The organism is Streptomyces sp. WG7 (genome assembly GCF_049975785.1).
Lineage (GTDB): Bacteria > Actinomycetota > Actinomycetes > Streptomycetales > Streptomycetaceae > Streptomyces.
The window spans coordinates 59,864-84,961 of sequence record NZ_JBNGGE010000002.1 but is presented as its reverse complement, the minus strand read 5'-3'; the positions used below and the strand labels follow the sequence as shown (position 1 = coordinate 84,961).

At 69.4% G+C, this 25,098-nt stretch carries 27 protein-coding genes and 1 pseudogene; 19 read left to right on the top strand and 9 right to left on the bottom strand.

The annotated features are described in order from the left end of the window. Positions 1-45: 45 nt before the first annotated feature. The 7 genes from ACP4J0_RS02780 (at position 46) to ACP4J0_RS02750 (ending at position 4,940) form a co-directional block, all read left to right on the top strand. A complete protein-coding gene (locus tag ACP4J0_RS02780; protein WP_426596994.1) occupies positions 46-990 on the top strand; it encodes a type II secretion system F family protein in 945 nt (314 codons plus the stop codon). 15 nt (positions 991-1,005) lie between these two features. Next, complete coding sequence (locus tag ACP4J0_RS02775) at positions 1,006-1,899, top strand: DUF5936 domain-containing protein (RefSeq protein WP_426596993.1); 894 nt, start codon at positions 1,006-1,008, stop codon at positions 1,897-1,899. Positions 1,900-2,317: 418 nt separating this feature from the next. Then, complete coding sequence (locus ACP4J0_RS02770; protein ID WP_426596992.1) at positions 2,318-2,518, top strand: Flp family type IVb pilin; 201 nt, start codon at positions 2,318-2,320, stop codon at positions 2,516-2,518. Continuing rightward, on the top strand, positions 2,518-3,114 hold the full coding sequence (locus tag ACP4J0_RS02765) for a pilus assembly protein TadG-related protein (protein WP_426596991.1): 597 nt from the start codon (positions 2,518-2,520) through the stop codon (positions 3,112-3,114). The genes ACP4J0_RS02770 and ACP4J0_RS02765 overlap by 1 nt, the downstream gene beginning before the upstream one ends. Before the next feature lie 32 nt (positions 3,115-3,146). After that, a complete protein-coding gene (locus ACP4J0_RS02760) occupies positions 3,147-3,731 on the top strand; it encodes a hypothetical protein (RefSeq protein WP_426596990.1) in 585 nt (194 codons plus the stop codon). 8 nt (positions 3,732-3,739) lie between these two features. Next, on the top strand, positions 3,740-4,369 hold the full coding sequence (locus tag ACP4J0_RS02755; RefSeq protein WP_426596989.1) for an OmpA family protein: 630 nt from the start codon (positions 3,740-3,742) through the stop codon (positions 4,367-4,369). Positions 4,370-4,445: 76 nt separating this feature from the next. Next, positions 4,446-4,940 carry a hypothetical protein gene (locus ACP4J0_RS02750; RefSeq protein WP_426596988.1) on the top strand — a complete coding sequence of 165 codons (495 nt, stop codon included), beginning with the start codon at positions 4,446-4,448 and terminating at the stop codon, positions 4,938-4,940. Between the two features lie 204 nt (positions 4,941-5,144). Here ACP4J0_RS02750 and ACP4J0_RS02745 read toward each other — a convergent pair whose 3' ends face one another. After that, entirely contained in the window at positions 5,145-5,738 is a 594-nt protein-coding gene (locus ACP4J0_RS02745; protein WP_426596987.1) for a TetR/AcrR family transcriptional regulator, read from the bottom strand. 109 nt (positions 5,739-5,847) lie between these two features. Between ACP4J0_RS02745 and ACP4J0_RS02740 the strand changes: the two genes are divergently transcribed. Then, on the top strand, positions 5,848-6,063 hold the full coding sequence (locus tag ACP4J0_RS02740; protein WP_426596986.1) for a hypothetical protein: 216 nt from the start codon (positions 5,848-5,850) through the stop codon (positions 6,061-6,063). Positions 6,064-6,303: 240 nt separating this feature from the next. On the opposite strand, the gene ACP4J0_RS02735 is transcribed toward ACP4J0_RS02740, so the two are convergent. Next, positions 6,304-7,218: an NmrA/HSCARG family protein gene (locus ACP4J0_RS02735; RefSeq protein ID WP_426596985.1), complete on the bottom strand. Its 915-nt coding sequence runs from the start codon at positions 7,216-7,218 to the stop codon at positions 6,304-6,306. A 101-nt stretch (positions 7,219-7,319) separates the two neighbouring features. On the opposite strand from ACP4J0_RS02735, the gene ACP4J0_RS02730 reads away from it, so the two are divergent. Then, the gene (locus ACP4J0_RS02730; RefSeq protein ID WP_426596984.1) at positions 7,320-7,952 is read left to right on the top strand and encodes a TetR/AcrR family transcriptional regulator; all 633 of its coding nucleotides are present in this window, start codon (positions 7,320-7,322) and stop codon (positions 7,950-7,952) included. A 183-nt stretch (positions 7,953-8,135) separates the two neighbouring features. Continuing rightward, a pseudogene (locus ACP4J0_RS02725) lies at positions 8,136-8,340 on the top strand (transposase family protein); the annotation flags it as partial. Positions 8,341-8,470: 130 nt separating this feature from the next. Here ACP4J0_RS02725 and ACP4J0_RS02720 read toward each other — a convergent pair. The 3 genes from ACP4J0_RS02720 to ACP4J0_RS02710 all read right to left on the bottom strand — a co-directional run bounded on the left by ACP4J0_RS02720 (position 8,471) and on the right by ACP4J0_RS02710 (position 11,126). Continuing rightward, a complete protein-coding gene (locus ACP4J0_RS02720) occupies positions 8,471-10,489 on the bottom strand; it encodes an ATP-binding protein (protein WP_426596983.1) in 2,019 nt (672 codons plus the stop codon). Between the two features lie 119 nt (positions 10,490-10,608). After that, a complete protein-coding gene (locus ACP4J0_RS02715; RefSeq protein WP_426596982.1) occupies positions 10,609-10,800 on the bottom strand; it encodes a hypothetical protein in 192 nt (63 codons plus the stop codon). Continuing rightward, entirely contained in the window at positions 10,797-11,126 is a 330-nt protein-coding gene (locus ACP4J0_RS02710) for a Scr1 family TA system antitoxin-like transcriptional regulator (RefSeq protein ID WP_426596981.1), read from the bottom strand. Before ACP4J0_RS02710 ends, ACP4J0_RS02715 begins: the two co-directional genes overlap by 4 nt. 392 nt (positions 11,127-11,518) lie before the next feature. On the opposite strand from ACP4J0_RS02710, the gene ACP4J0_RS02705 reads away from it, so the two are divergent. Beyond that, positions 11,519-11,869 (top strand): hypothetical protein, encoded by a 351-nt coding sequence (locus ACP4J0_RS02705; protein WP_426596980.1) that lies wholly within the window; start codon positions 11,519-11,521, stop codon positions 11,867-11,869. 159 nt (positions 11,870-12,028) lie between these two features. Here ACP4J0_RS02705 and ACP4J0_RS02700 read toward each other — a convergent pair whose 3' ends face one another. Further along, the gene (locus ACP4J0_RS02700; RefSeq protein ID WP_426597269.1) at positions 12,029-13,363 is read right to left on the bottom strand and encodes an MFS transporter; all 1,335 of its coding nucleotides are present in this window, start codon (positions 13,361-13,363) and stop codon (positions 12,029-12,031) included. A gap of 37 nt (positions 13,364-13,400) precedes the next feature. On the opposite strand from ACP4J0_RS02700, the gene ACP4J0_RS02695 reads away from it, so the two are divergent. Both ACP4J0_RS02695 and ACP4J0_RS02690 read left to right on the top strand, forming a co-directional pair. Continuing rightward, positions 13,401-13,958: a TetR/AcrR family transcriptional regulator gene (locus tag ACP4J0_RS02695; RefSeq protein ID WP_426596979.1), complete on the top strand. Its 558-nt coding sequence runs from the start codon at positions 13,401-13,403 to the stop codon at positions 13,956-13,958. A 78-nt stretch (positions 13,959-14,036) separates the two neighbouring features. Further along, positions 14,037-14,960, top strand: coding sequence for a phosphotransferase family protein (locus ACP4J0_RS02690; protein WP_426596978.1), 924 nt, complete (start codon positions 14,037-14,039; stop codon positions 14,958-14,960). A gap of 71 nt (positions 14,961-15,031) precedes the next feature. Here ACP4J0_RS02690 and ACP4J0_RS02685 read toward each other — a convergent pair whose 3' ends face one another. Continuing rightward, positions 15,032-15,403, bottom strand: coding sequence for a DUF192 domain-containing protein (locus tag ACP4J0_RS02685; protein ID WP_426596977.1), 372 nt, complete (start codon positions 15,401-15,403; stop codon positions 15,032-15,034). A 343-nt stretch (positions 15,404-15,746) separates the two neighbouring features. Here ACP4J0_RS02685 and ACP4J0_RS02680 point away from each other — a divergent pair, with 343 nt between their 5' ends. The 5 genes from ACP4J0_RS02680 (at position 15,747) to ACP4J0_RS02660 (ending at position 22,799) form a co-directional block, all read left to right on the top strand. Continuing rightward, positions 15,747-16,619: an LLM class flavin-dependent oxidoreductase gene (locus ACP4J0_RS02680; RefSeq protein ID WP_426596976.1), complete on the top strand. Its 873-nt coding sequence runs from the start codon at positions 15,747-15,749 to the stop codon at positions 16,617-16,619. Between the two features lie 72 nt (positions 16,620-16,691). After that, on the top strand, positions 16,692-17,483 hold the full coding sequence (locus ACP4J0_RS02675; RefSeq protein WP_426596975.1) for a class I SAM-dependent methyltransferase: 792 nt from the start codon (positions 16,692-16,694) through the stop codon (positions 17,481-17,483). 1,279 nt (positions 17,484-18,762) lie between these two features. Continuing rightward, entirely contained in the window at positions 18,763-20,088 is a 1,326-nt protein-coding gene (locus tag ACP4J0_RS02670; protein WP_426596974.1) for a PhoH family protein, read from the top strand. 428 nt (positions 20,089-20,516) lie between these two features. After that, positions 20,517-21,212, top strand: coding sequence for a transglycosylase SLT domain-containing protein (locus ACP4J0_RS02665; protein ID WP_426596973.1), 696 nt, complete (start codon positions 20,517-20,519; stop codon positions 21,210-21,212). Between the two features lie 159 nt (positions 21,213-21,371). Beyond that, positions 21,372-22,799: an AI-2E family transporter gene (locus ACP4J0_RS02660; RefSeq protein WP_426596972.1), complete on the top strand. Its 1,428-nt coding sequence runs from the start codon at positions 21,372-21,374 to the stop codon at positions 22,797-22,799. A gap of 76 nt (positions 22,800-22,875) precedes the next feature. On the opposite strand, the gene ACP4J0_RS02655 is transcribed toward ACP4J0_RS02660, so the two are convergent. Together ACP4J0_RS02655 and ACP4J0_RS02650 are read right to left on the bottom strand one after the other, a co-directional pair. After that, positions 22,876-23,412 (bottom strand): alkyl hydroperoxide reductase, encoded by a 537-nt coding sequence (locus tag ACP4J0_RS02655; RefSeq protein WP_398134878.1) that lies wholly within the window; start codon positions 23,410-23,412, stop codon positions 22,876-22,878. Between the two features lie 6 nt (positions 23,413-23,418). Then, positions 23,419-23,973: a peroxiredoxin gene (locus tag ACP4J0_RS02650; RefSeq protein WP_398134877.1), complete on the bottom strand. Its 555-nt coding sequence runs from the start codon at positions 23,971-23,973 to the stop codon at positions 23,419-23,421. 138 nt (positions 23,974-24,111) lie between these two features. Between ACP4J0_RS02650 and ACP4J0_RS02645 the strand changes: the two genes are divergently transcribed. After that, entirely contained in the window at positions 24,112-25,050 is a 939-nt protein-coding gene (locus tag ACP4J0_RS02645) for a LysR substrate-binding domain-containing protein (protein WP_426596971.1), read from the top strand. The last annotated feature ends 48 nt before the right edge of the window (positions 25,051-25,098 follow it).

The following is a 25,098-nucleotide window of genomic DNA, read 5'->3' as shown; positions in this document are numbered from 1 at the left end:
AACCAGGTAGGAACAGCCCGATGGAAACCAGGTAGGAACGGCCCGATGGAACTGGAAACGCTCATCACGCTCACCACCGGCGTCACCCTGCTGACCTGCGCCCTGGCGGTCATGGGCCTGCACTCCTACGCCGCCGGCAAGGCCCAGCGGGCAGCCCTGGTCGACCGCCTCTCCGCGGCCGGCCGGCTCTCTCCCGCCGGCCGCCCGCGCCGCTTCCGCACCCTGGACCGCCGCCTGCGCCGTACGAAACCCGGCCGGAAACTGGAAGCGCGCCTGGCGGCGACCGGCCTGGACGTGACCCCCGGCGAGTTCCTCGTCTACATGCTCGCGGCGGTCGCGGGACTGGGGCTGATCGGCCAGGCGACCCTGGCCCCGTTCTTCGGCCCGATCGCCGCACTGCTGGGCGTCGCGGCGGCGGTGCGGTTCCTCAACTGGCAGCGCCAGAAACGCATCGAGAAGTTCATCAACCAGCTCCCCGAGATCGCCCGGATCATCGCCAACGCCACCCAGGCCGGCCTCGCCCTGCGCACCGCCATCGGCATGGCGGCGGAGGAGATGGAGGCCCCGGCCGGCGAGGAACTCGGCAAGGTGGCCGACCAGCTGGCCATCGGCGCCTCGATGGACGAGGCCCTCGGCGAACTCGCCGACCGCCTCCCCTCCCGCGAGTTGGTCGTCCTGGTCACCACCCTCGTCCTGTCCAACCGCGCCGGCGGCCAGGTGGTCAGCGCCCTGCGCAACCTCACCGAAACGCTGGAGGAGCGCAAGGAGACCCGCCGCGAGGTCCGCACCCAGCTCGCCCAGGTCAGCATGACGTCGTACGCGGTACCCGTACTCGGCGTCGGCTCGTTGTTCCTGATGAACGGGGTGAAGGACGGCGCGCTGGAACGCATGACGGGCTCCCCGGCCGGCCAGGCGGCGGTGATCATCGCCTTCGCGCTCTACGCCGTCGGCTTCGTCCTCATCCGCCGCATGTCCAGCATCGACGTCTGAGAGGGGGCCTTCGACATGGGACTGGGACTACTCCTCGCACTGCTCATGGCCCTGAGCGTCTGGGGCATCTTCGCCGGCATCCGCATGTACCGGGCCGACGCCCGGCTCCCCGACGACCTCGCCCTCGCCCTGGAGGTCGGCTCCACCCGCACCGGAGCCGTCGACTCCCTCATCGACCGCATGGGCATGCGGTACGCCCCCGCCGTACTGCGCGTGATGGGCCCGGCCCTGGTGGCCAAGTACCGCCGCCGAATCGACCTGGCCGGCAACCCCGGCGGCCTGACCATAGACCGCTACGCCGCCCGCCGCGCCGTCTACGGCTTCCTGGGCGCGGTCGGCTTCCTGGTCTTCGTCCTGCGCGGCCAGTACATGGTGGCCCTGCTCCTGCTGGCCTTCGGAGCGTTCTGGACGGAGGTCGGCATCTGGTCGGCGATCCGCATCCGCAAGGACGTCATCGAGCGCACGCTCCCCGACTTCCTGGACGTCCTGGCGGTCGTGGTCAGCGCGGGCCTCGGCTTCCGCCAGGCCCTGGACCGCGTGGCGATGCGCTACGAGGGCCCGTGGGCCGACGAACTCCGCATCACCCTCCGCCAGATGGACCTCGGCATGAGCCGCCGGGACGCCTTCGCGGAGCTGCGCCGCCGCAACGACTCCGAACAGGTGGCGATGTTCGTGACGGCACTCCAGCAGGGCGAGGAACTGGGCGCACCCATCGTCGACACCCTGGTCTCCCTGGCCAAGGACATGCGCCGCACCGACGCCCAGAACGCCCGCCGCAAGGCGGCCCGCGCCGTCCCCAAGGCCACGATGATGATCACGACCTTCATGGTCCCGGCCACGATGATCCTCCTCGGCGCCGGGCTGATCCTGGGTTCGGGGACGGACTTCGGGACGATCACGGGGGAGTAGGGGGGGAACGGGATGATGCCGAACGCGCGACCGGGAGCAGGGGAGGGAGCACATCAGAAGAGTGCGAGTGCACACGGACCGTTGACGTCAACAAGCAGAAACCTACAGCCCAGTCGGGCTACTTTCACGCATTACCTTTCGCACTTGCAATCCGCTGTGAGACAGTCGGTGTCTGGTACTCCCGACAGGTCGAGGTCCCAACTGAACGCAGGAGGGGTGGAGATGGCGAACCGCATCGCGTCCGGCGTGACCAGCCGGCAGCCCGCCACCCCCCGCCGCGTCGACGAGACCCCGATGGACCGACTCACGGCACACGACGGGGCCCCCGACGGAGCCCCGGGACCCTCGGACTCGAAGGTCCTCACGCCGTACGTGCCGCACGACGAGCGCGGCAACGTCCACCCTGGAGGGGAACACCATGACCAACTGGCTCCGCACCGCCATCGCACACCTGCAGACCCGCACCGCCGCCCGCAACGACAGGGGGCAGACGGCTGTGGAGTATCTGGGGATCATCGCGGTGGTGGTGGCTATTGTGCTGGCGATCACGGGGACGGACATCGGTCAGTCGATTTACGACGCGATCGTGGACAAGATCGACGAGGTCACTGGGATTTGATGCGGCGGCCCAGGTGCGATGACACAGGGCAGGCCTTCCCCGTATTCATCACGGTGGTGGGGGGCCTGCTCTTCCTCGCTTTCGCCTACTTCGCGGTCGGCCAGGCCTCGGTCAATCGGAACGGAGCCCAGACGGCCGCTGACGCTGCGGCCCTCGCCGTGGCCCACGACGCCCGTGACCAACTCGCGGAGATGTGGGTCGCTGAGGTCCAGGATCCGACCAAATGGCAGGGCATCTTCGATGGCGACGTGGCGGGGCTGGCGCCATCGTGTTGGCGTGGAGAGCAACTTGCCTCGCGGAACGAAGCTCGTGTGCTGAGCTGCATCCCTGAAGGAACACTGGGCTTCACGGTAGAGGTGGAGACGCTCGAGCCCGTCGGGGATTCCATCGTGCCTGGCACAGAGGGCAAGAGGTCACAGGCGTCCGCGACTGCAGTGATCGAGTCACAGTGCACGGTCGAGTTTGCCGGCGAAACTGCGGAGGACGCCGTCCTCCCGCAACTCGCATGCCGAGACGAGCAATGGGACCTGGACCCGAAGAATTTGGACGACTTACCGAAGGCCGACGATCTGTTCAACGTCCATTTGGCCGACTGACAAGCGAACGACGAGGACAAGGGAAGCAGGGCATGAACATTCGGTTCACTCTGAAGGCCCGCAGAGGGGCGGTCGCAGTGACAATCGCGGCTGGTCTGGCCCTGAGTGCGGCTGGTTGCGGTGGAGGTGACAACGAGGACGGGAAGCCGAAGTCCTCGACCTCTGCCCCTGCCTCCAAGGACAGTGGCTCTGATCCGAGTGCTCAAGAGGGGTCGGACAAGACTCTGGCTGAGCTCAAAGGTGAGGATGGGTTGATCCTCAAGCTCACCTCGGCCACCAGGGACGCCGGGGGGTTTGTCACCATCGCCGGAGAGCTGAAGAATGATGGCGACCAGCCCGCTCGTGTCTCCGTACGCACAGCGGGCGGTGAGACGGAAATCATCAAGCACGGGTCATCGCTCGGTGGAGCGACACTCATTGATTCAGCGGGGAAGAAGCGCTACTACGTGCTGCGCGACACGGATGGCCGCCCCCTTACCACTACGAACATGCCGAGAATCAAGGCAGGCGCCTCTATTCCTGTCTTCATGCAGTTCCCCTCGCCGCCCACCAGCACCACCGAGGTCACGTTCCAACTGCCGACCTTCGCCAGCGCGACCATCTCCATCTCAGGGTGAGGCCCACCATGACCCCAACCCCACGCCTCACCCTGGCCCTCACCACCGCCACCCTCATGCTCGCCACGACCCTCTACGGCACCGCCACGGCCCACGCCGACGACGACCCCAACGACCCGCCAGGAACCGAACCCTCCGCCTCCGCCCCCGTAGAGGTGGACCCCAACGACCCGGACCTGAAGATCCCGGACGGCGCCACGCTCGCCCAGGCCAAGGTGCTGGACATCAAGTCGGTCGTGGAGGAGCAGAGCGGTGACGAACGCCGCGAGGACACCAACACCAGCGTGACGCTCGCGCTCCAGGCCGAGGTGCTGTTCGGCAAGAACAGCGCGAAGCTGGGCGCCGAGTCGAAGTCCCGCATCACGGGCATCGCCGAGGAGATCAAGGCCCAGAACGCCACCAGGGTCCGAGTCTTCGGCTTCACCGACAACCTCGGTTCCTCCGCCCACGGCGACGCACTCTCCAAGCAGCGTGCCAACGCCGTGCACGACGTCCTGTCCCAGGCACTGAACGACGCCGACATCACCTACGAGGTCCGCGGCTACGGCGAGGACTACCCCATCGCCGACAACTCGACGGAGGCCGGCCGCAAGAAGAACCGCAGGGTCGAGGTCTCCTTCCCGCGTTCGGAGGCCTGACCGGCCGATGGCGGAGCAAGGGGATCACGTAGAGGAGAGGAAACCGCGGCTCTCACTGCCGGGCCGCGGGCGAGGCATGGCCCTCGCGGTGCTGACGGTACTGACGGTGGCAGCCTGCGGCGGCCCGGACGAGCCGGACGCGGCGCCGGCCTCGCCCCCGGATCGGCCCACGGCGTCCCGGTCGGCTCCACAATCGGCCTCCGCAGAGCCCGGACCTTCCGTATCGGCGGCGGACGGGCATGACGCCGACGCCTGCACCGACGGCAACTGCGAGATCGCGGTGACCAAGCCCGTGACGATCCACTTCCAGGGCCCGGGCGGCCCGGCGACGCTGTCCGTGACCGAGGTCGGCCCGAACAAGATCGAGTACTCGGTGAAGTCGGGCAACGGCCAGTCCAAGGGCGGGGCGAGCGGTCCGGGTCAGGGCTGCGTCATGACCCTCCGCGAGAACGGCAGCGGCACCTCCTGCGGCGCACTGAGCCACACCCGCCCGAGCCCTCAACCCGACTCCGTCGTGATGCAGGCGACGACCACTGAGCACGGCTCGGTGCTCCTCCGCCTGATCTCCTGATGTCCGAGGCCGTCCCGGGAACCCTTCGAGACTTTGAGCTCTTTCAGCGTGGCCACTGATCGGGTGATGACCTGAGCCGGAGCACGTCAGGGTCTGTTCGGCGGATCTGTCAGCGGCACGGGGTGGTGCCGTGAGTGCAGCGGGGATGTGGTCTGTCCTCATGCGCAGGCGGCGTGGGAACCGGCAAGGTCCGCCGGGCAGGCCCTAGCGGAGGACCTGCTCGATGTGGTGGTCGAGGACGCGTTCGGCGGCTTCCGGGGTCCGGTAGCCGAGGGCGATGTCCACGCCGAGGCTGGTGGCGAGGGACCAGCAGATGTCGGCGTCGGTACGTTCCTCGCCGTGCCGCTCATGGCCCCGTTCCTCCCGGGCCGCCGTGATGAGGGCGGCGGTGAGGGTGAGCAGCTCGTCGTCGCCCGGCGCCAGCACCTTGGCCATCGTCGGATCGGAGACCGCCCGGCCCGCGGCCGCCAGCGCGAAGCGCATCAGCCGCGTGCTCTCCTCGGCCGGGCTGATCAGGGCGTGCAGGCAGGCGCGGAGGACGGCCTCCGGGCTGCTCGTGTCAGCGGCGGTGACCGCGTTTTCGATGGTGGCGTTCACGGCTCGTACGGACCGGTCGAGGGCGTCGCGGATCAGGGTCTGCATCGAGGAGTAGTAGTGCTGGACCTGGCCCATGGAGACGCCCGCCTCCTCGGCCACCTTGCGCAGCGACACCTGCTCGATGCCGCCGCGCACGGCCAGTGACCAGACGGCCTCGACGAGGCGCGTCCTGCGCGCTTCGTGATCCACGATCTTCGGCACGACGCCGCCTTCCTCGTCATCTTCACCATGCGATCGCATTGCAAAACCGAGTACCACCGGTTTACAGTGCAAGTGCATGGTAAACGTTGGTCAGGCCCAGGAAGGTCCCATGAAATACGGCCTCTACCAGGCCCTCGGCATGGCGTTGCTCGTCATCGGAGCCCAGGGTGCAATCCGCCAGCTCGTCGACCACGGCAACGCCGGCCTCCTGGGCTGGCTACCGGGAGGCTTCGCCGCGAGCATCACCGTGTACGCACTGACCGTGGTGATCGGCGCGGTCATCGCGGGGCGGGCTCACGATGCTCGCAAGGCGGTTGACGACTGACTCGGCGCGGGGGTTTTCAGACGCCCTCGTAAGAAAATGAACGCCTGTCCAGCTGATCATGGGTGGACGAATCGGTGGTCGGTCGTCACCGTCTCCGGGGTGGCGAACGGCAGGCCGGCCCACGGGTGCCCGGCGAAATCGGCAACCACCGCGGCGGGATGCCGGGGGCAGGGCCACTCCAATTTCTCGCCCCAGTCCGCCCCGGCGGGCGCTGCCGAGCGTCACAGCGCCGGATACGCCCTAGCCGGACACGGGTGTCAGCTGCTCATCCGCCCACTCGGCGAAGGTGGTGACCGGGATGTCCAACTCCCGGGCGAACTCGGGCCGGGCGGGCTGGAGGACCGTGTTGTTCCACTCGTGTCCGGCTCCCCACGTCGGCATGCCCGCGTCGAGGGCCTCTTCCAGGCTCATGGAGGGCGCGGTCACGGGCACGCCCCAGGCGGCGGACAAGGCCTGCGCGATCTGCTGCATCGTGCGCAGGTCACCGGCCAGTTCCAGTTCCACCTGGTGGAACCGGTCAGGGTCTCGAAGGGCGTGCGCCGCAGCCGTGCCGATGTCCCGCACGGCCACCAGGGCCAGTTCGGTCTCCGGCTTCAGTACCGTCAGCAGTCCGCCGCGCGGCCCCTTGGGTGCCAGCAGGGGCAGGTTCTCCATGAAGAAGGCGGGCTTGACCACCGTCCAGCGGGCAAAGCCCGCACCCCGCACCGCCTCGATGATCGCCTGCTTGGTGTGGAAGTAGTCCGCCATCGCCGCCCAGCGGCCCTCGGCCCAGCCGGCGGCCCGGGTGTGCTCACCGACTCCACTGGTCGAGGACTGCACGAACTGCCGTACGCCCTCGGCCTTCGCCGCGTCCACCAGGTTGGTGGCTTGGGCGAGCTCGCCCGCGAAGTCCACGCTGGTCTCGGTCATGGGCGGCCTCTGTACCGAGAACACCGCGCGGACTCCCTCGACCGCTGGGCCGAGGGAGGCCCGGTCGGAGAGATCCGCCCGCACCAGCTCGGCGCCCAGCGCCTCGATCGCTCGGGCGGACTTCGACCGCGGATCGCGTACGAGTGCACGTACGGGCACCTCGGCGGCCAGGAGTGCGCGGGCCGTGGCCCCGCCTTGCTGACCGGTGGCTCCGGTGACCAGAACGGTATCGCTGTCGATGGGCATGGTTGCTGCTCCTCACGGACCGAAGAACAAAAACGGCGGGGCCCGCCGTTTCGCCTGCCGCTAAGATATGGCGGGGCCCGCCGTTTAGCAATGGGGAGATCATGACCGGTCAGCGCTCGGACGCCCGACGCAACTACCAGCGCATCCTCGCCGTCGCCGAAGCCGAGGTCGCCGCGCACGGCGCCGAGGCATCCCTGGAGCAGATCGCCCGCACGGCAGGCGTCGGTTCAGCGACCGTGCGCCGTCACTTCCCCACCCGCCGTGCCCTGCTCGAAGCCGTCTTCCAGGAGCGCATCGAGGGCCTGTGCGAGCGCGCCCACCGGCTGAGTGAGAGCGAGGACGGCCGTACTGCCCTCCTGGAGTGGCTCCACGCCCTCGTCCTCTACGCCGTCTCAGCCCGCGGATTCGCCAACACCCTCAGCTACGAGCCCCCCGCCGAGGAACCCTCCCCGCACTCCTGCGGCAGCAGAATCGCAACGGCCGGAACTCCCTTGCTCCAGCGGGCCGTTCGCGACAAGGCGGTTGCACCGCACGTCACTTTTCACGACCTGCTGACCCTCGCCGTCGGCATCGCCCTGGCCACCGAGCACCACAAGGTCCCCGAGACCCAGGCCGACCGCCTCTTCCGCCTCGCTGTGGAAGGACTCAGCCCTGAGCGCGGCATCGCTGAGGTATCCGAGAACTCAGGATCTTCGGTACTGGTTCCAGAAAGTCTGCCGAACGGGCGGTTGTGACAGATGGGATGCCTGATCGGTGACAACCAACGTGCCTCGACCGGTCCTCTCCGCCGGCTCATCCGGCGTCACCGGTGACAACTCCTGAGCTTCGGCTCACGGGCCGGCTTCCCGCGACGCACGAAGCTCCCGTGCCGTTGATGGAGGTGTTCTCCGTCTCAACCCACCGGCGCGGGATCCTCGTTGGTCGTCCACCCCGCCGCACTCGACCTGCCTCACGCACTGGTCGAGTGGGTCACCATGCTCATCGTCACCCGTGCGGTGACCGATGCTGCAAGCTGCCGCCGCATCAGAGTGCCCTGGTCGGCCCGGTGCACCTGCGGCCGGCACGACACCCTGGCGCAGATCGCGGCCGGTTTCGGGGAGTCGGTCGGCACCGCTCACTCCTGCGTCGCCGCCGTCATCCATCACCTGTCCGCAGGGCCCGCTGCAGCCCGAACCGCCTGTCGTCAATCACCGCAGCCGTCCTCACCCTGGAGCGTCAGCGCTGAAAGCGCTCATTCGCAGGGAAATGCCCTTCACGGGCCGGCGGTAGCCCCGATCGTCCCGCTCTCCCCCGCCCTCGGCACGGGTACCGTGCCTTCGCTCACCAGGTCCGCGACTGCGTCGGCGTGTTCCCTGATCAGGTAGTCCATGGCGTGTTCGGTCGACGACTGGTACTCAAGCTGCTCGCTGTAGAAGCGGAGCCGTTCCTGAGCGTCCTCGATGATCTCGCCCCAGGTACGCACCCAGATCCGGTAGGCAGGCTGCGTGACGGCGCACCCGGGCATCCGATCCGACTGGTGGGCGAGTTGCCGGAGGTTGTCGTCCATGGCATTGCCGACGAGCCAGAAGTCCCAGGTCACCTTGGGGTCCCGGAACCTGTCGTCGTGCATCACTGCTTGCGCGTAGCTGTTGATCTGGGAGAATTCGGTCATGCCGAGGGTGACATTCGACCTCTTGAGTTCCACCACGAGATGGTGGCGCTCCCCCTTCCGCTGCCGGGCAGCGCGGGACAGCATCAGATCGACGATGCCCCGGCTTCCGTCCTCTCTCAGGACAGGGTCTGGAGCCGGCGCGTCCCGGCCGAGGAGACGGCAGTGCTGCCTCAGCACCTCGTTCAGGCTGCGGTCGGTGACGTGCAGTCCGTACTCCTCACCGAAGACCCAGCTCTCGTTCTCCAGGATCCGGTGCAGCTCGGTGCGCTCCTTCACCCGCCCCTTGGCCACGGGGTCGAAGACGAGGTGCTCCAGGGCGGACAGGAAATCGAGACGTCCGGTCGTCGCCGTCGACGCCTTGATCAGGGCAGACAGCGGCGTACGGTCCAGCAGTCGGCTCAGTTCCGTCTGCTCCTGCTTGGAGAGTGCGAAGAGCTCCTCGGCGATACGGAGCACTTCGCCCGGCTCGTGGGTCAGGACGGAGCGCAGTAGCGCGAAGGACACCTTCTGGGCCCTCTTGCTCGCCGGCAGGTGCCGGACGACCGCGGTCGCCACGGCGTCGAAGGTCTCGCGTTCCGCGCGCTCCTGGTCACTGCTGGGTTCGCCTGTGTACGGGTAGAAGCCTTCCGCGCGCCACGAGTCTACGAGCTCCTGGCGACGCTCGTCGGCGCGAGAACGGAAGTGCGCACGCATACGCTCCCGAGCTTCGGCCAGCACTTCGACAGCGGACCCTTCCGGCGTCCAGTCCGCAAAGGCGAGGTCACCAGCGGAATCGTCCTCGAACCCCGCCCAGGAGAGGTACGCCGTGAAGTGGAAGCCCGGAGCCTGAATCTCCGGCTTTAGCTGCGCCAACGACATCTCCCGGCCGTCGCACAGGATCAGAGCCCGGGAGAAGGGACGCGACCATTCGATGATCTTCAGCTGGGCCGACGGGTGACAATTTCCGGGAGGAGCCACCACCTCGTACGTATCCACACGAACCTGTTCCGACGACGGGTCCAGCCGCGTGCCGTCGTAGGTGATGGAGATGTCCGGGTACGCCTCCAGGTGAAGGGCGAAGGCAGCGGTCAGCGCGGTACGGGCGGCGTCCTCGGTCAGCTTTTGGAGATCCTCACCGCCGAACGCCTCGAAGGCCGTTCCTGTCGCATCAGTCGTCGGCTCGGGATCGCTGACGTCGAACTCGTCCATGGAGCTGCGGTCTGACTCAATGACTACGCGGCGACGGTTCCCCTTCGACCCGCTCACGCTGGTCCAGCGCACCTCACTGCCGAGCGCGAACGCCCTGACCCGGCCTCGCCCGTTCTTCCCGTGCAGCACACGCTTCTTGACCTCGCTGGCCTGCGCGCGCTTCTTCCAGGACGTACCGATCTGCTCGAAGTAGTCGCCGCACTTCTCCGCCGCGATACCCGTACCGTCGTCGATCACGGCGACCCGGTCGACGCCACCGAAGTCGTTCCGCTCGAGCTCCACGGTGACGTGTTCGGCATCCGCGTCGAGAGAGTTCCAGATCAGCTCCTCGACGGCTCCGACAGGATGACGCAGGCGTGCCAGTTCCTCGACGTGCCCCCGCCCTACGGTCAACCGGAGTTTCGCCATGGGGTCCAGCACCTTCCGCGTCATCTGGTGGGCATGGAGGGGGCGGGAAAGCAGGGTGCTCCTCCTCAGTCACTAACTCAAATACCTGATGAACGTCACTCAACGCTGGATGCCACGGGCGGTCGCCGCACACACTGCGGGTTCTACAGCAGGTGGTCGGCCTTGCCCTCCTTGATCTCGGCTATCAGGGCCCGAAGCGCGTCCCGGTTGTCGACCAGGTAGCTGTCCTCCTGCCCGGCCACCGCGATGTAGGCGTTGCCTTGGGTATCTGTGCCGAGGCGGAAACAATTGTTTCCTTCGCCGCAGAACGGTTCTTCCCAGTCGATGCCAGTCATCGAGACTCCTTCAGAGTTCGCGGGCGACGCTGTGGACCAGTCGCGCGAGGCTGCCGTGTCCAACGCAGCGCTGTCCATCCAGTCCAGGTGGGAACGGTACTTGGTGAGTTGCGCCTCCGCACCGGTGAAGTCAGGGCCGTGCGCGGAGTCCAGCTGTACGGTGTCGAGTTCCGGCACCTCCCCGTCCGCGTACAGCAGTGCGTGCCCCGCGCCTGGGAACCCCCGACACCGGTCGGGACGATGCGCACATCGATGTTGTGCCGTTCCGACTGTTCGATCAGGTGGGGGAGCTGCTGCCGGGTTACTTCGGCTCCGCCGTAGGGCATGCGCAGCGCGGCTTCGTGGACGTAGGCGACGTAGTCCGGCCACGACCGTCACTCGTGCCCCGACCCGCACCCCCCACCCGGCCATCGCCCCCGCCCCCGAGCGGCTGCGTTCGAGGCCGAAGGCCCCTTCGTCGCCCACAGCGCGCGTCACCTCTTCGAGGCCCCGGTAAGCCGCGCCACCAGCCTCGGGCTTTCGCGCGCCCTGCAGGCAACTACGCCGCCGCGCCGGCCTCCGACCCCGCGGCCGGACCTTGTCTCTCAGTGGGAGACCCGGCGGTAACGGCCGGCCCACTCACGAGAGTTCGTTGAACTCTTGAATATCTGCTCACCGGTCACCGAAAATGCAGTCGAAGCTCGTCCCTCGAAACGCTGATGGAGAGGAACCGCAGCAGATGAAGAGTCGGTCCAGATTAGCCCTGGGTGCCCTGGCGGCCGTCGCGCTGACCACCGCGCTTTCGGGAACACCCGCGTTCGCCACCGACGAGGTCAACTGCGGCACCGGCGACGACCACGTCGCGGTGACGTACCTGCAGAACGGCGCGGAGCACACCCGGTGCTGGGAGAACCCCGGCAGCGTCACCCCCAACCTGGAGAACGTCATCTCCTTCTACTCGGGCGCCAACGAGGTGGCCGTCTTCTGGTCGACGGGCGTGGGCTGGGAGGTCGACGTGCTCGCGCCCCGCACGTCGGCTCCCTTCACCGGTGCTGACACCTACCGCGTTTTCGGCTTCGAAATCCTGTAATCGAGGGACGGATCAGCGACGGCCGGCGGTCGGTCCCCTGGAGCGGGCCGACCGCCGGGCCACTCGATCGGCGGCCTGAGCAGAGAGACACGCGCTGACCCCCGGGGTGCGGAACGCAGGCACGGGAGGAGCCGTCGCCGACGTGCGCCGGTCACGCGATCATCCCTCGGTGCGCTGCCCCGGCCGCTCCAGGGCGAGTTCGGCGGGGAGGCCCGTATCGGCTTCGCGGTGACGGGACGCGCGGGTACCGGTGGCAGGGGCCGCGAGGACGGCCGTGGCGACGAACACCAGGACCACGACCATCGCCGGACGCAGTCCGTAGTGATCGCCCAGGAAGCCGAGCATGGGCGGCCCCACCAGGAACGCGATGTAGCCGATCGTCGCCACGAGGCTGACCCGGGCGGTCTCGTCGGGCCCCGAGTCGCCCGCCGCCGACAGGGCCACCGGAAACCCCAGGGACGCGCCCAGTCCCCAGAACAGGACGGCGGCCGCGGCCACGGCGGCGTTGTCGGAGAAGATGACCAGGCACAGACCGATGGCCCCGGAGACCGCGCTGGCCCGCACGACGGTCGCCCGGCTGTAGCGGTTGAGGAAGAAGGCGCCGCCGAAGCGTCCCAGGGTCATCGCGGCGGCGAACCCCACGAAGACGAGCGAGCCGACGGCGGCGTCCAGACCGTGGCCGTCGACCATGAGCAGCGGCAGCCAGTCGTTGGCGGCACCCTCGGCGAGAGCCATGGCCAGGACGATGGCCCCGATCATCAGGAGCCGCCGGTCCTTCCACACCTGCGAGCCCGCGGGCCGCGTGGAGTCCGGAGCGGGCGCCGCGGCACGGACCCCGGTCCCGGCGGGGACGGCACCGATGGCGTACCCGAAGATCGCGGCCGTCACCGCGGCCACCGCCAGGAGGTGCCAGTGGGCGGGGAACGCCGCGGCGGTGGCCGCCATGCCGGCCAGGCCGCCGATGACCGTGCCCAGGCTGAAGCACCCGTGCAGCGTGGGCAGAACCGCCGTGCCGGTGATCCGTTCCACGTCGGCACCGTCCACGTTGATCGCCACCTCGCCCGACCCGACCCCCAGGCCGAACAGGCACAGCCCCGCGGTGACCAGGGGCGCGGAGCCGAGGGCGCTGCCCGCGCCCACGACGACCACGCTCGCGATGACGAACAGTGTGCCGAGCGCCGTCACGGGTCGGGTCCCGAACCGCGACACGAAACGGCCGGAACAGAGGATGCCGGCCATCGAGCCGACGGACAGACCGAACAGCACCAGCCCCATCTGCCCCGTGGACACGCCCAGACGGTCACGGACGTCCGGGGTGCGCGTGATCCATGAGGACATGGCGATGCCGTTGAGGAAGAAGAAGAGGTACAGGGCCCGGCGGCGTCGGCGTACAGCACGGTCTGTCAAGGAAGGGCTCCGCCGGTGATGGAGACAATGAGGGACAGGCGGGCGACGAACCCGCGTCACCCACCGAGTATGAACAAATGTACACATCGGTTCGGCGGCCGAGAAGACAAGGCGGACAACGGCGATGACAGGCAGCACTCGTGGCCCCAACGACCCCCGGCGCCGCGAACGCATCCTCGACGCCGCGCTCGACGTCATCGCGGAACACGGCGCGATCAAGGTGACCTTCCGCAAGATCGCGGAGGCGGCGGGCGTGCCGCTCGGGTCACTCACCTACTACTTCGACGACATGCAGCACCTGTTGACCGACGCCTTCACCCGGCTCGCGGAGACCGTCTCCACACGCTACGGCGCCCTTCTGGAGGCCGCGCGGACCCGCCAGGAGGCCGAGGAGGCGGTCGTCGAGATCATCTGCGGCAAGGTCTGGGGGACCGACCGCAACCTCCTGCTCAGTTATGAGCTCTACGCCTTCGCCACCCGCAATCCCGAGGTGCGCACCGTCATGCGCTCCTGGATGCAGGCCAGCCGGTCCTCCCTGGCCAGGCACTTCGACCCGCTCACCGCACGGGCCCTGGACGCGCTGGTCGAGGGATTCTCCATCCACAACTCCGTCGACCCGCGGCCCACCGACCGCGAGGAGGTCGCCGCCGTCGTCCGTGCCGTCGTCGACAGGCACCACTGAACGGGATCGACCGGGCCGCCCTCAGGGGCCCGTGATTTTCGGTTGCCTCCCCGCCGTCGCTGGCCTACGGTCCCGATCATGCTGCCTCCAGTGGAAACGGATGAAGAGTGGGACGCGGTCGTCTCCGACGAGACGGTGATGCGCCCCGGTGTGGAGGACATCTGTGCGCGCCTGGGTTTCGCCGATGTACCGCTGACTCGTTTTCCGGACGGGTCCCAGCCGGTCTACGCGGTGGGTGACGAGCACGTTCTCAAGCTGTTCCCAGGAGCCGCCGCGCAGGACGGCATCGCGGAAGGCCGTGTCCTCAGCTACATCCAGGGGCTGTTGCCGGTACCGACACCACAGGTACGTGACTTCGGCCCGTACGAAAACGGTTGGCAGTACGTCCTGATGTCCCGGCTCCGCGGCGAGAACCTGGCCCATGACTGGGACCGCGTGCCGCTGAGTCACCGTGAGCGGCTCGTCACCGAGGTCGGTGAAGCCCTGGCGGTACTGCACGCCCTTGATCCCGATCCCCTTGGGGACGTCCTCGGCCCCGGAGACTGGGGCGCCTTCCTGGACCGCCAGCGTGCCGGTGCGGTGGAACAGCAGCGTGGCCACGGACTGCCGGCCGCCTGGCTGGAGCAGATCCCGGACTTCCTGGCCTCGGTCCCGCTGCCGCGCGACCCGCACCGTTGCCTGCTGCACACCGAGGTCATGCAGCAGCACTTCCTGATCGATCCCGATGGGTGGCGGCTGACCGGGCTCTTCGACTTCGAACCGGCGATGATCGGTGACCGTGCGTATGACTTCGTGGGCGTCGGCCTCTTCGTCACCCGGGGTGAACCGGACCTGCTCGCCCGTCTCACCAAGGCGTACGGTCACACCTTCGAGCCGTCCGAACTGCTCGCGTACACGTTGCTGCACGTGTACAGCAACCTCCCTTGGTACATGCGGGAGCTGCGTTTGCCTGCCGAGAAAACGCTGCCCGCGCTCGCGGAGACATGGTTCGGCACGCTGTGACGCACGCCCGTCACCGCGCCGACCAGCAGCGCGCGTCGCGTGTACGGTCCGGAACCGAATGAGGCGACGCCCTAACCTTCCACTACCTTCATCCGCGCCCCCACCCGCACTCCCCACCCGGCCATCGCCCCGGCCTCGGCCTCCAGCACATGCCGGGCACGCGGGCGGGGCAGCCCCAGCCGGCCCGGCCGCATGGTGCGGACGGCGATGACGGTGAGCCGGTGGTCGAGGTAGGCCACGTCGATGGGCATCCGCATCCGGAAGGTGTGCACGCTGTTGGCAGGCGACAGGAGAATGGCCCCGTCGACGAAGGACCGCCCCAGCAGTCCCTTGGTGCGCGCGCGGTAGGAACCGGCGATCTCCAGCGGAATACGGACACTCCCGCCGCCGCCCTCTTCTTCCACGACCAACACCCCTGCCCCGTCCCGCCGTCGCCGTCCCATGTCGATGCCCCTCCCGCAGCCCAGTCCGTCCTACCGAACGTATCTGCCCCCGAGCAGGCCCGGCGTATACGGCGGGAGGGAAGGATGCGACCCGGTGTCGCTCCCTCCCGCTGGTGAGCGTCGCTTCGCGCTCCGGCGACGCCTCGGCGTGCATCAAAGCCGTGGCACTGCTGATCCACGCGCGAGCGGACATGGAGCGAGCCCGGTCGGGACAGCCGCGACCGGAGCAGGAACTCGATCCGGCTCCCGGGGACGAACAGGCATGAGCCGTCGAGCCACTTCACCATGGCGGCACGACGGGAAAGGCGTTGCCCTGCCGCTCCGTCAAAGGTAGGAAGACCCCATGACCGCACTCGGCGCCGTGTTCCGTCCTCAGCTCGCCCCAGAACGACTCCGTGCCGTCGCACGCGTCGCGGAGGAGGCGGGGCTGGAGGAGTTGTGGCTGTGGGAGGACTGCTTCCTCGAGGGAGGGATCTCCACGGCCGCCGCCGCCCTCGCCTGGACCGAACGGCTCCGGGTCGGGATCGGGCTGCTGCCCGTGCCGTTGCGGAACGTCGCCGTCACCGCCATGGAGGCCGCCACCCTGCACCGGATGTTCCCCGGCCGTGCCGTCCTCGGCGTCGGGCACGGCGTACAGGACTGGATGGGGCAGGTCGGGGCGCGGGCCGAGTCGCCCGTCACCCTGCTGCGGGAGTACCTGCTCGCCCTGCGGGCCCTGTTGCGCGGGGAGCGGGTGACGACCGAGGGGCGGTACGTCCGGCTCGACGACGTCGCCCTCGACTGGCCGCCCCCGCCGGGGGCCGAGGTGCTCGCCGGGGTCACCGGACCCCGTTCGCTGCGGCTCGCCGGGGAGGCCGCCGACGGGACCATCCTCACCGCGGCCAACCCGCCCGACGCGGTGCGGCAGGCCCGTCGGCTCATCGACGAGGGGCGGGCGGCGGCCGGGCGGACGGAGCCGCACAAGGTGGTCGCGTATCTCCTCACGGCCACCGGGCCCGGTGCCGCCGAACGGCTGCGGGCCGAACAGCGGGCCGAAGGACTCGGCTCGGTGGCGGACCTGGGGGTCGCCGGGGACGCGGATGCCGTCGCCAAGGCCGTCCGGCGGCTGGCCGAGGCCGGCGCCGACACCGTCGTCCTCCAGCCGACGGGTGACGAGCCGGACCCCGAGGGGTTCGTGCGGTTCACCGCCGAGCAGGTCCGGCCCCTGGTCGGCTGAGCCCCGCCGCCGGTCGTCGACACCGCACCCCACCCCCGTAACCCTCGTACGCATCGATCGGATCGCACGTCCATGACGCCCGCACCCTCCCGCTCCTTCGACGACCTCGTCGCCGAGGGAGCCTCCGTCCCCACCGAGGGGTGGGACTTCTCCTGGTTCGAGGGGCGGGCCACCGAGGCCCGGCCCTCCTGGGGGTATGCGCGGTCCATGGCCATGCGGCTGACCGGAGCCACCGCCGTACTGGAGGTGCAGACCGGGGGAGGGGAGGTCCTGGACCAGGCCCTCGAAGCCGCCGCCCCGCACCGGCCCCCGCTGGTCGTCGCCACCGAGGGCTGGCCGCCCAACGTCGCCAAGGCCACCGCACTGCTCCGCCCGCGCGGCGTCCCCGTGGTCGCCTCGCCCGACGACGCGCCCCTCCCCTTCGCGGACGGAGCCTTCGACCTGGTCGTGAGCCGGCATCCCGTCGAGCCGCACTGGGCCGAGATCAGCCGCGTGCTCGCGCCCGGCGGCACGTACTTCGCCCAGCACGTCGGCCCCGGCAGCGTCTTCGAGCTCATCGAGTACTTCCTCGGGCCCCAGCCGGAGGAGAGCCGGAACCACCGCCACCCCGACCGTGAGCGCGCCGACGCGGAGGCCGCCGGTCTGGAGGTCGTCGACCTGCGGGCGGAACGGCTGCGAATGGAGTTCCACGACATCGGCGCCGTCGTCCACTTCCTGCGCAAGGTGGTGTGGATGGTCCCCGGCTTCACCGTCGAGGGGTACCGGGACCGGCTGCGCGACCTGCACGACCGCATCGAGGCCGAAGGCCCCTTCGTCGCCCACAGCACGCGCCACCTCTTCGACGCCCGCAAACCACACCGCTAGGGCCTGCCCGGCCGACGACGCGGGCACGTCCGCCACATGGGCGACAGACGCGCCCGTTCGGGCAGACTTGGCCAAGAACTGCCGTTCGGGCAGTCGAGCACCGGCCGCGGCCCACATGATCCCCGGCGCCTTCGGCGTGAGGTGACGTCAGGAGGGGAGTGGTGCGGTCCGCGGCTCCATGGGGATCGGACGCGGCGGATCTTCGGGGCGTATGCGACGTACCTTCGCAAATATCCGCGCGTCCGGAGAGAGGGTGCGGAATCACCCTTCGATCCTCACAGGGTTTCCACATCGTTATTCATCATTGCCCTCCTGGGGTCGATAGCGCCCTGCCTGATCACATAGGTTCTGGCCCAGGTAATTCGCGTGAGCAAAGCTGCGCGTGTGGCACCGCGCAGTGGAGGGGGCTGCGCGGTGCCCGGTCAAGCGGGCGCTCGCCGGTGGGTTCACCCGGTGGGGGGAAGCGGGGGCGGTTCGCCGGGCGGGTTCCGGCGCGCACCGAGCCCACTCCGCATCCGTTCCCGATCCGCTCCGCGCGTCCCTCCGGCCTCACCGGATGCCCTGCTCAACCATGGGTTCGCTGTGTTCTGGCCATGATTCAGGGCGGAATGAGTGCCTCCGCAGCCATCCGGGCGTCGCCGGGCGACTTCGGAGAGTAGTTGTGGCACGCCGATGCACGCAGCATCACTTACAAAGGGTTATGGTGGAAACCCCCCCTCGGGCCGGTCCGTCTCCCCCCCACGGACCGGCCCGTTTTTTCTGCCTCCCCCGGCACCCGCTCCCTCCGTCCCCGGCCCGCCCCTGCTCCTGCGCTCCCTCCGCGTCCCCGCGCCTCCACCCTCCCGGCTCCGCTCCTCGTCGCCCCCCCGTGCGACCCACCCTCCGGGCGCGGCCCACTGCTCCCCCCGGCGCGGCCCACTCCTCCCTCCCCGCGTGTCACCTCGCGCCGCAGTCTCCTGGCGGGACGCCCGTAACAAGGAGTTCACCGGTGCGCCGTCCTGTGCCGTGGCATGGCGGCGCTTGTTCGAGGGCATAAACCAAGCAGGTCGACGCCCGAACCACGGGTGTCGGATCTCAGCGGACGGCCCGGAGCCGTCCGCCCGGGAGGCCCTTTGCACCAGCCCCACCGTGCGGTCGCGGCACGGAAGACGCGGCGGAGGGCCGGTTCACGGCCCGCGCCAGTGCAGGGCGGCCGTCGACCGGTCGGCTCGTTCCCGCCCTCCCGGACCAGCGTCCACTCCGTCGCTCCCCGACCTCTTCCGAGGGGGTACGTCCTTCCGTGGTGACCAGCACAAAGCGCCACAAGCCCGATAGGCGCACCTACGTTCTCGACACCAGCGTCCTGCTGGCCGACCCGAACGCTCTGAACCGCTTCGACGAGCACGAGGTCGTGCTCCCGATCGTCGTGGTCACGGAGCTGGAGGCCAAGCGGCACCATCCCGAACTCGGCTACTTCGCACGGCAGGCCCTGCGCCTGCTCGACGAGTTCCGGGTGCGGCACGGTCGCCTCGACGCCCCCATTCCGATCGGGGATCTCGGCGGCACCGTCCGTGTCGAGCTCAACCACTCGGACCCCAGCGTGCTGCCCACCGGCTACCGCCTGGGGGACAACGACTCCCGCATCCTCGCCGTCGCCCGCAACCTGCAGGCGGAGGGGTACGACGTCACCGTCGTCTCCAAGGACCTCCCGCTCAGGATCAAGGCGTCCTCCGTCGGCCTGCTCGCCGAGGAGTACCGGGCCGAGCTCGCCATCACGGACGCCTCCGGCTGGACCGGCATGTCCGAACTCGCCCTGCCCGGCGAGCAGGTGGACATCCTCTTCGAGGAGGGACGCGTATACGTCCCCGAGGCCGCCGAACTGCCGGTGCACACCGGCCTGACCATCCAGTCGGAGCGCGGCAAGGCCCTCGGCCGGGTCACGCCCGACGGCAGCGTCCGCCTCGTGCGCGGCGACCGGGAGGCGTTCGGCATCAAGGGCCGCAGCGCCGAGCAGCGGATCGCGCTCGACCTGCTCCTCGACCCGGACGTCGGGATCGTGTCGATGGGCGGCCGGGCCGGCACCGGAAAGTCGGCGCTGGCGCTGTGCGCGGGGCTCGAGGCCGTGCTGGAGCGCAGGCAGCACCAGAAGGTGATGGTCTTCCGCCCGCTGTACGCCGTGGGCGGGCAGGAACTCGGCTATCTGCCCGGCTCCGAGGCCGAGAAGATGAGCCCCTGGGCCCAGGCCGTCTTCGACACGCTGTCGGCGGTCACCAGCCGGGAGGTGATCGAGGAGGTCACCGCCCGCGGCATGCTGGAGGTCCTCCCGCTCACCCACATCCGCGGCCGCTCGCTGCACGACGCGTTCGTGATCGTGGACGAGGCCCAGTCGCTGGAGCGGAACGTCCTGCTGACCGTGCTGTCCCGGATCGGGGCCAACTCACGGGTCGTACTCACCCATGACGTGGCACAGCGGGACAATCTGCGGGTCGGGCGGTACGACGGAGTCGTCGCCGTCATCGAGAAGCTGAAGGGGCATCCGCTCTTCGCGCACGTCACCCTGACGCGCTCCGAGAGGTCCCAGATCGCGGCACTCGTGACCGAAATGCTGGAGGACGGCCACATCTGACACTTCCGCGAACTCCGACCCGTCAAGGGTTGGTTACCGGGAAGTCGGCGCCGTTCGGAAAGGCCGAGAGCCTAGCCGGGCGGCGCCTTCGCGTGTGGGGATTTCCGGAAATCCCCTGGCGCAAACGAGATGTGAGCTTTCACACGCGGCACAGAATTGCCTCACCCCGGCGGGTTACGGCAGAGTCTCCTTCCTGTCAGGCCCCGCATACGACACAGCTGTACCCCCAGCGGTACGGCGCCACAGAAGCACCAGACTCAACTCCATAGCAGCGTCGTATGCCGCCCGAGCACCACGCGGCGCTCCCCCGCAGGGGAGTTGCCCACCGGGTCCGTGCCTCCCGTGACCCGTAGTTGGGGAGGCCAGCGCCAGGGGCACGATTGCGTCCGCGAGGGTCACCGAAGCGGGCGATGCTGGAAGGAAACCGTGTGAGCCGGATCTCGGTCCGGGGATTCGCAGTGGCCTCGGCCACGGCGGTCACCGCAGTCGGAAGCGTCGTCGGCGTTGCCTCGGGCAGCACCGCGCAGAGCAACGACGCGGAGGCGACAGCAGCCGGTACGACGCTGCTTGCGGACATCCCCATGGGCGAGCAGGCGCAGGTGCAGACCGCGTCCCTGACGCAGCAGGCCGACGTACAGGCCATCGCCGCGGACGCGAGTGCCAGGAAGGACGCCGAGGAGGCGGCCCGCAAGGCTGCCGCCCAGACCGCCGTGGCCAAGCAGGAGAAGGCCAAGAAGGCGGCCCAGGCAGCCCAGAAGCGCGAGGCGGACAGGGAAGCGGCCAGCCGCGACGCCAAGCGCGAGTCCACCAGCTTCGCCGTCCAGAGCTCCTACAGCATCAGCCAGATCCAGTCGATGGCCCGTTCGATGGTGCCCAGCGGCCAGTGGCAGTGCTTCAGCAACATCGTCGACCACGAGTCCGACTGGAACTACAAGGCGGTCAACCCGTCCTCCGGCGCCTACGGTCTCTTCCAGGCGCTGCCGGCCGGCAAGTACGCCTCCGCGGGCGCCGACTGGCGGACCAACCCGGCCACCCAGATCAAGTGGGGCCTCAACTACATGGACAGCCGCTACGGCAGCCCGTGTGACGCCTGGACCTTCTGGCAGGCCAACCACTGGTACTGAGCCCGCCCGGCGCGGTCCACCGCCCAGGCCCACCGCTCAACCTCGCGCAGCCCCTCACCGTCCTACGGTGAGGGGCTTTCGCGCTCCCGCCATGTACGGTCGGAGCGAAAACGACTCCAGGGGGGAGTGGTGGGGAGAGACGGGGGAAGAGGACGGATCATGTCTCGAGTGCCAGGGTGGCTCGGTCGGCTCGGCGCCGGACTGACGCGGATGAGTGAGCGGCTGGACCAGCGCCGCGAAGAGGCCCGGCAGGAGGGCACCGACGACGGACCGGTACCGGCCGCCGACCACGTGCCGCCCTCACCGTCGCCGTCGCTGTCACCGGAGGACACGCATCCGGAGCCCGGCTCCGCGTCGCAACAGCTCGTGCTCCAGTCCCGGCCCGACCCGGCGCAGGCCGTGCCCTGGGGCGTACGGGTCGCCGCGGAGGCCGGGTGGCGGCTGCTGGTCCTCGCCGGCACCGTGTGGGTGCTGATGCGGGTCATCAGCGCCGTGCAACTGGTGGTGCTGGCGTTCGTGATCGCGCTGCTGATCACGGCACTGCTCCAGCCGACCGTGGCGTGGCTGCGCCGGCACGGGGTGCCCCGGGGGCCGGCCACCGCCCTGACCGCGATCCTCGGGTTCGTGGTGATGGGGCTGATCGGCTGGTTCGTCACCTGGCAGGTCATGGAGAACATCGACAACCTCTCCGACCAGGTCCAGGACGGCATCGACGAGCTGCGCAACTGGCTGCTGAACAGCCCGTTCCACGTCACCGACAAGCAGATCAACGAGATCGCCAAGAACCTGCGCGAGGCGGTCGGCGCCAACACCGACCAGATAACGTCCGCCGGCCTCGAGGGCGTCACGGTCGTCGTCGAGGCGCTCACGGGCCTCCTGCTGGCCGCCTTCTCGACGCTCTTCCTGCTCTACGACGGCAAGCGCATCTGGCGCTGGACGCTGAAGCTGGTACCGGCGGCGGCCCGGCCGGCCGTGGCCGGTGCCGGCCCGCGGGCGTGGCGGACGCTGACGGCGTATGTGCGCGGCACGGTGATAGTGGCGCTGATCGACGCCATCTTCATCGGCCTCGGCATCTACTTCCTGGACGTGCCGATGGCCGTCCCGCTGGCCGTGTTCATCTTCCTGTTCGCCTTCATCCCGCTCGTCGGCGCGGTGATGTCGGGCGCGCTCGCGGTCGTCGTGGCGCTGGTGACGCAGGGCATGTTCGCCGCGGTCATGACGCTCGTCGTGGTGCTGGTGGTGCAGCAGATCGAGGGCCACATCCTGCAGCCCTTCATCCTCGGGCGCGCGGTACGGGTCCACCCGCTGGCGGTGGTGCTGTCGGTGACCGCCGGCGGCATGGTGGCCGGCATCGGCGGCGCGGTGGTCGCCGTACCACTGGTGGCGGTGACCAACACCGTCGTGGGCTATCTGCGGGCGTACTCCCGTGAGGCCGCCGTGCGGCAGGCGCCGAAGCCGCGCGGGGCGACGTCCACGGACGCCTCCCCGGCGACGTCGGCGACTTCGGAGACCTCGGCGACCTCGAAGACGGACCCCCCGTCGGCGTCTCCCGGGACCGAGCCGCCGTCGGGCAGCTCCCCGGCGTAGCGGCACGCACGACGGCGACGGGCCCCGCCCACCCTGAGGGTGAGCGGGGCCCGTCGCCGTGTTCCGCGCCGCGGGACTACTGGGCGGCCAGGACCGCCTCGGCGTCCAGCGTGACGCCGACGGCCTCGACCACGGCGGCGATCTTGAACGCCTCCTGGATCGTCTCGCGGTCCACACCGGCCTTGCGGAGCACCTGCTCGTGCGAGTCCAGGCACATGCCGCAGCCGTTGATGGCGGACACCGCGAAGGACCACAGCTCGAAGTCGACCTTGTCGACGCCCGGGTTGCCGATGACGTTCATCCGCAGACCGGCGCGCAGGGTGCCGTACTCGTGGTCCGACAGCAGGTGCCGGGTGCGGTAGAAGACGTTGTTCATCGCCATGACGGCGGCGGCCGACTTGGCGGCCGAGTACGCCTCGGGCGTGAGGTTCGCCTTCGCCTCCGGCTCCAGCTCGCGCAGCACGATCGGGGAACGCGAGGCGATGGCGGTCGCCAGCACGGTGCCCCACAGCTGCTGCGCCGGGAGGTCGGAGTTGCCGATGACCGAGCCCAGGTTGAGCTTCAGGTCCTTGGCGTAGTCCGGTACGGCGGACTTCAGGGAGTCGAGCGACATCTCAGATCACTCCCCGGCCAGCAGCGCGACCGGGTCCAGGGTCTCGTCGCCCTTGCTCCAGTTGCACGGGCAGAGCTCGTCGGTCTGCAGGGCGTCGAGGACCCGCAGGACCTCCTTCGGGTTCCGGCCGACCGAGCCGGCGGTCACCATGGTGAACTGGATCTCGTTGTTCTGGTCCACGATGAACACGGCGCGCTTGGCGAAGCCGTCCTCGCCCTCGATGCCGAGGTCGCGCATCAGCTCGTGCTTGGAGTCCGCCATCATCGGGAACGGCAGGTCGGTCAGGTCCGGGTGGTCCTTGCGCCAGGCGTGGTGCACGAACTCGGAGTCGCCGGAGAAGCCGAGCACCTGGGCGTCACGGTCGGCGAACTCGTCGTTCAGCTTGCCGAAGGCGGCGATCTCGGTCGGGCACACGAAGGTGAAGTCCTTGGGCCAGGCGAAAACGACCTTCCACTTGCCCTCGTAGGTCTTGTGGTCGATCGTCCCGAACTCCTTGCCCTTCTCCAGCGAGACGCAGGCGGTCAGTTCGAACTCGGGGAACTTGTCACCGACAGTGAGCACGCGCTCTCCAATAAATGCAGCGAAGAAACACCCGTTTTGCGAGTGTTTCCCATGGGTTGGACGCTGTTGATGTTGGCACAAGGCGCATTGATTAGTGAAATAGCTACACTCGGTCGAGTTGATCGGAGGTGGTTATGAGTGGCGGCTAAGAAGAGGCAGCCGAGCCTCGCCCAGCTGAGGGCTTTCGCCGCGGTCGCCGAGCATCTGCACTTCCGCGACGCCGCCGCCGCGATCGGCATGAGCCAGCCCGCGCTCTCGGGCGCGGTCTCCGCGCTGGAGGAGGCGCTGGGGGTCACCCTGCTGGAGCGTACGACGCGCAAGGTACTGCTCTCGCCGGCCGGTGAACGGCTCGCGGTCCGGGCGAAGGCGGTACTGGCGGAGGTCGGCGCGCTGCTGGAGGAGGCGGCGGCGGTACGGGCGCCGTTCACCGGTGCGCTGCGGCTCGGGGTCATCCCCACGGTGGCGCCGTATCTGCTGCCGACGGTGCTGCGCCTGGTCCACGACCGCTATCCGGACCTGGACCTCCAGGTCCACGAGGAGCAGACGGCGAGCCTGCTGGACGGCCTCACGACCGGCCGCCTCGACCTGCTCCTGCTGGCGGTGCCGCTCGGCGTCCCCGGCGTCACGGAGCTCCCCCTCTTCGACGAGGACTTCGTGCTCGTCACCCCGCTCGACCACCGGCTCGGCGGCCGGGAGGGCATCGAGCGCTCGGCGCTGCGCGAACTGAAGCTGCTGCTGCTCGACGAGGGGCACTGCCTGCGCGACCAGGCGCTCGACATCTGCCGGGAGGCGGGGCGCGCGGGTGTCCCCGCGACGACGTCGGCCGCCGGCCTGTCGACGCTGGTGCAGCTGGTCGCGGGCGGCCTCGGGGTGACGCTGCTGCCGCGCACCGCGGTCCGCGTGGAGACGTCCCGCTCCAGCCAGCTCCTCACCGGCTCCTTCGCCGACCCGGCCCCCACCCGCCGGGTCGCCCTCGCCATGCGCACGGGCGCGGCGCGTGCCGCGGAGTACGAGGAACTGGCGGCGGCCCTGCGGGAGGCGATGGGGGACCTGCCCGTCCGGACGGTTCACGACTGAGCGGAGGCGGGTCGGCCACCGGGCGGAGGCGGGTCGGCCACCGGGCGG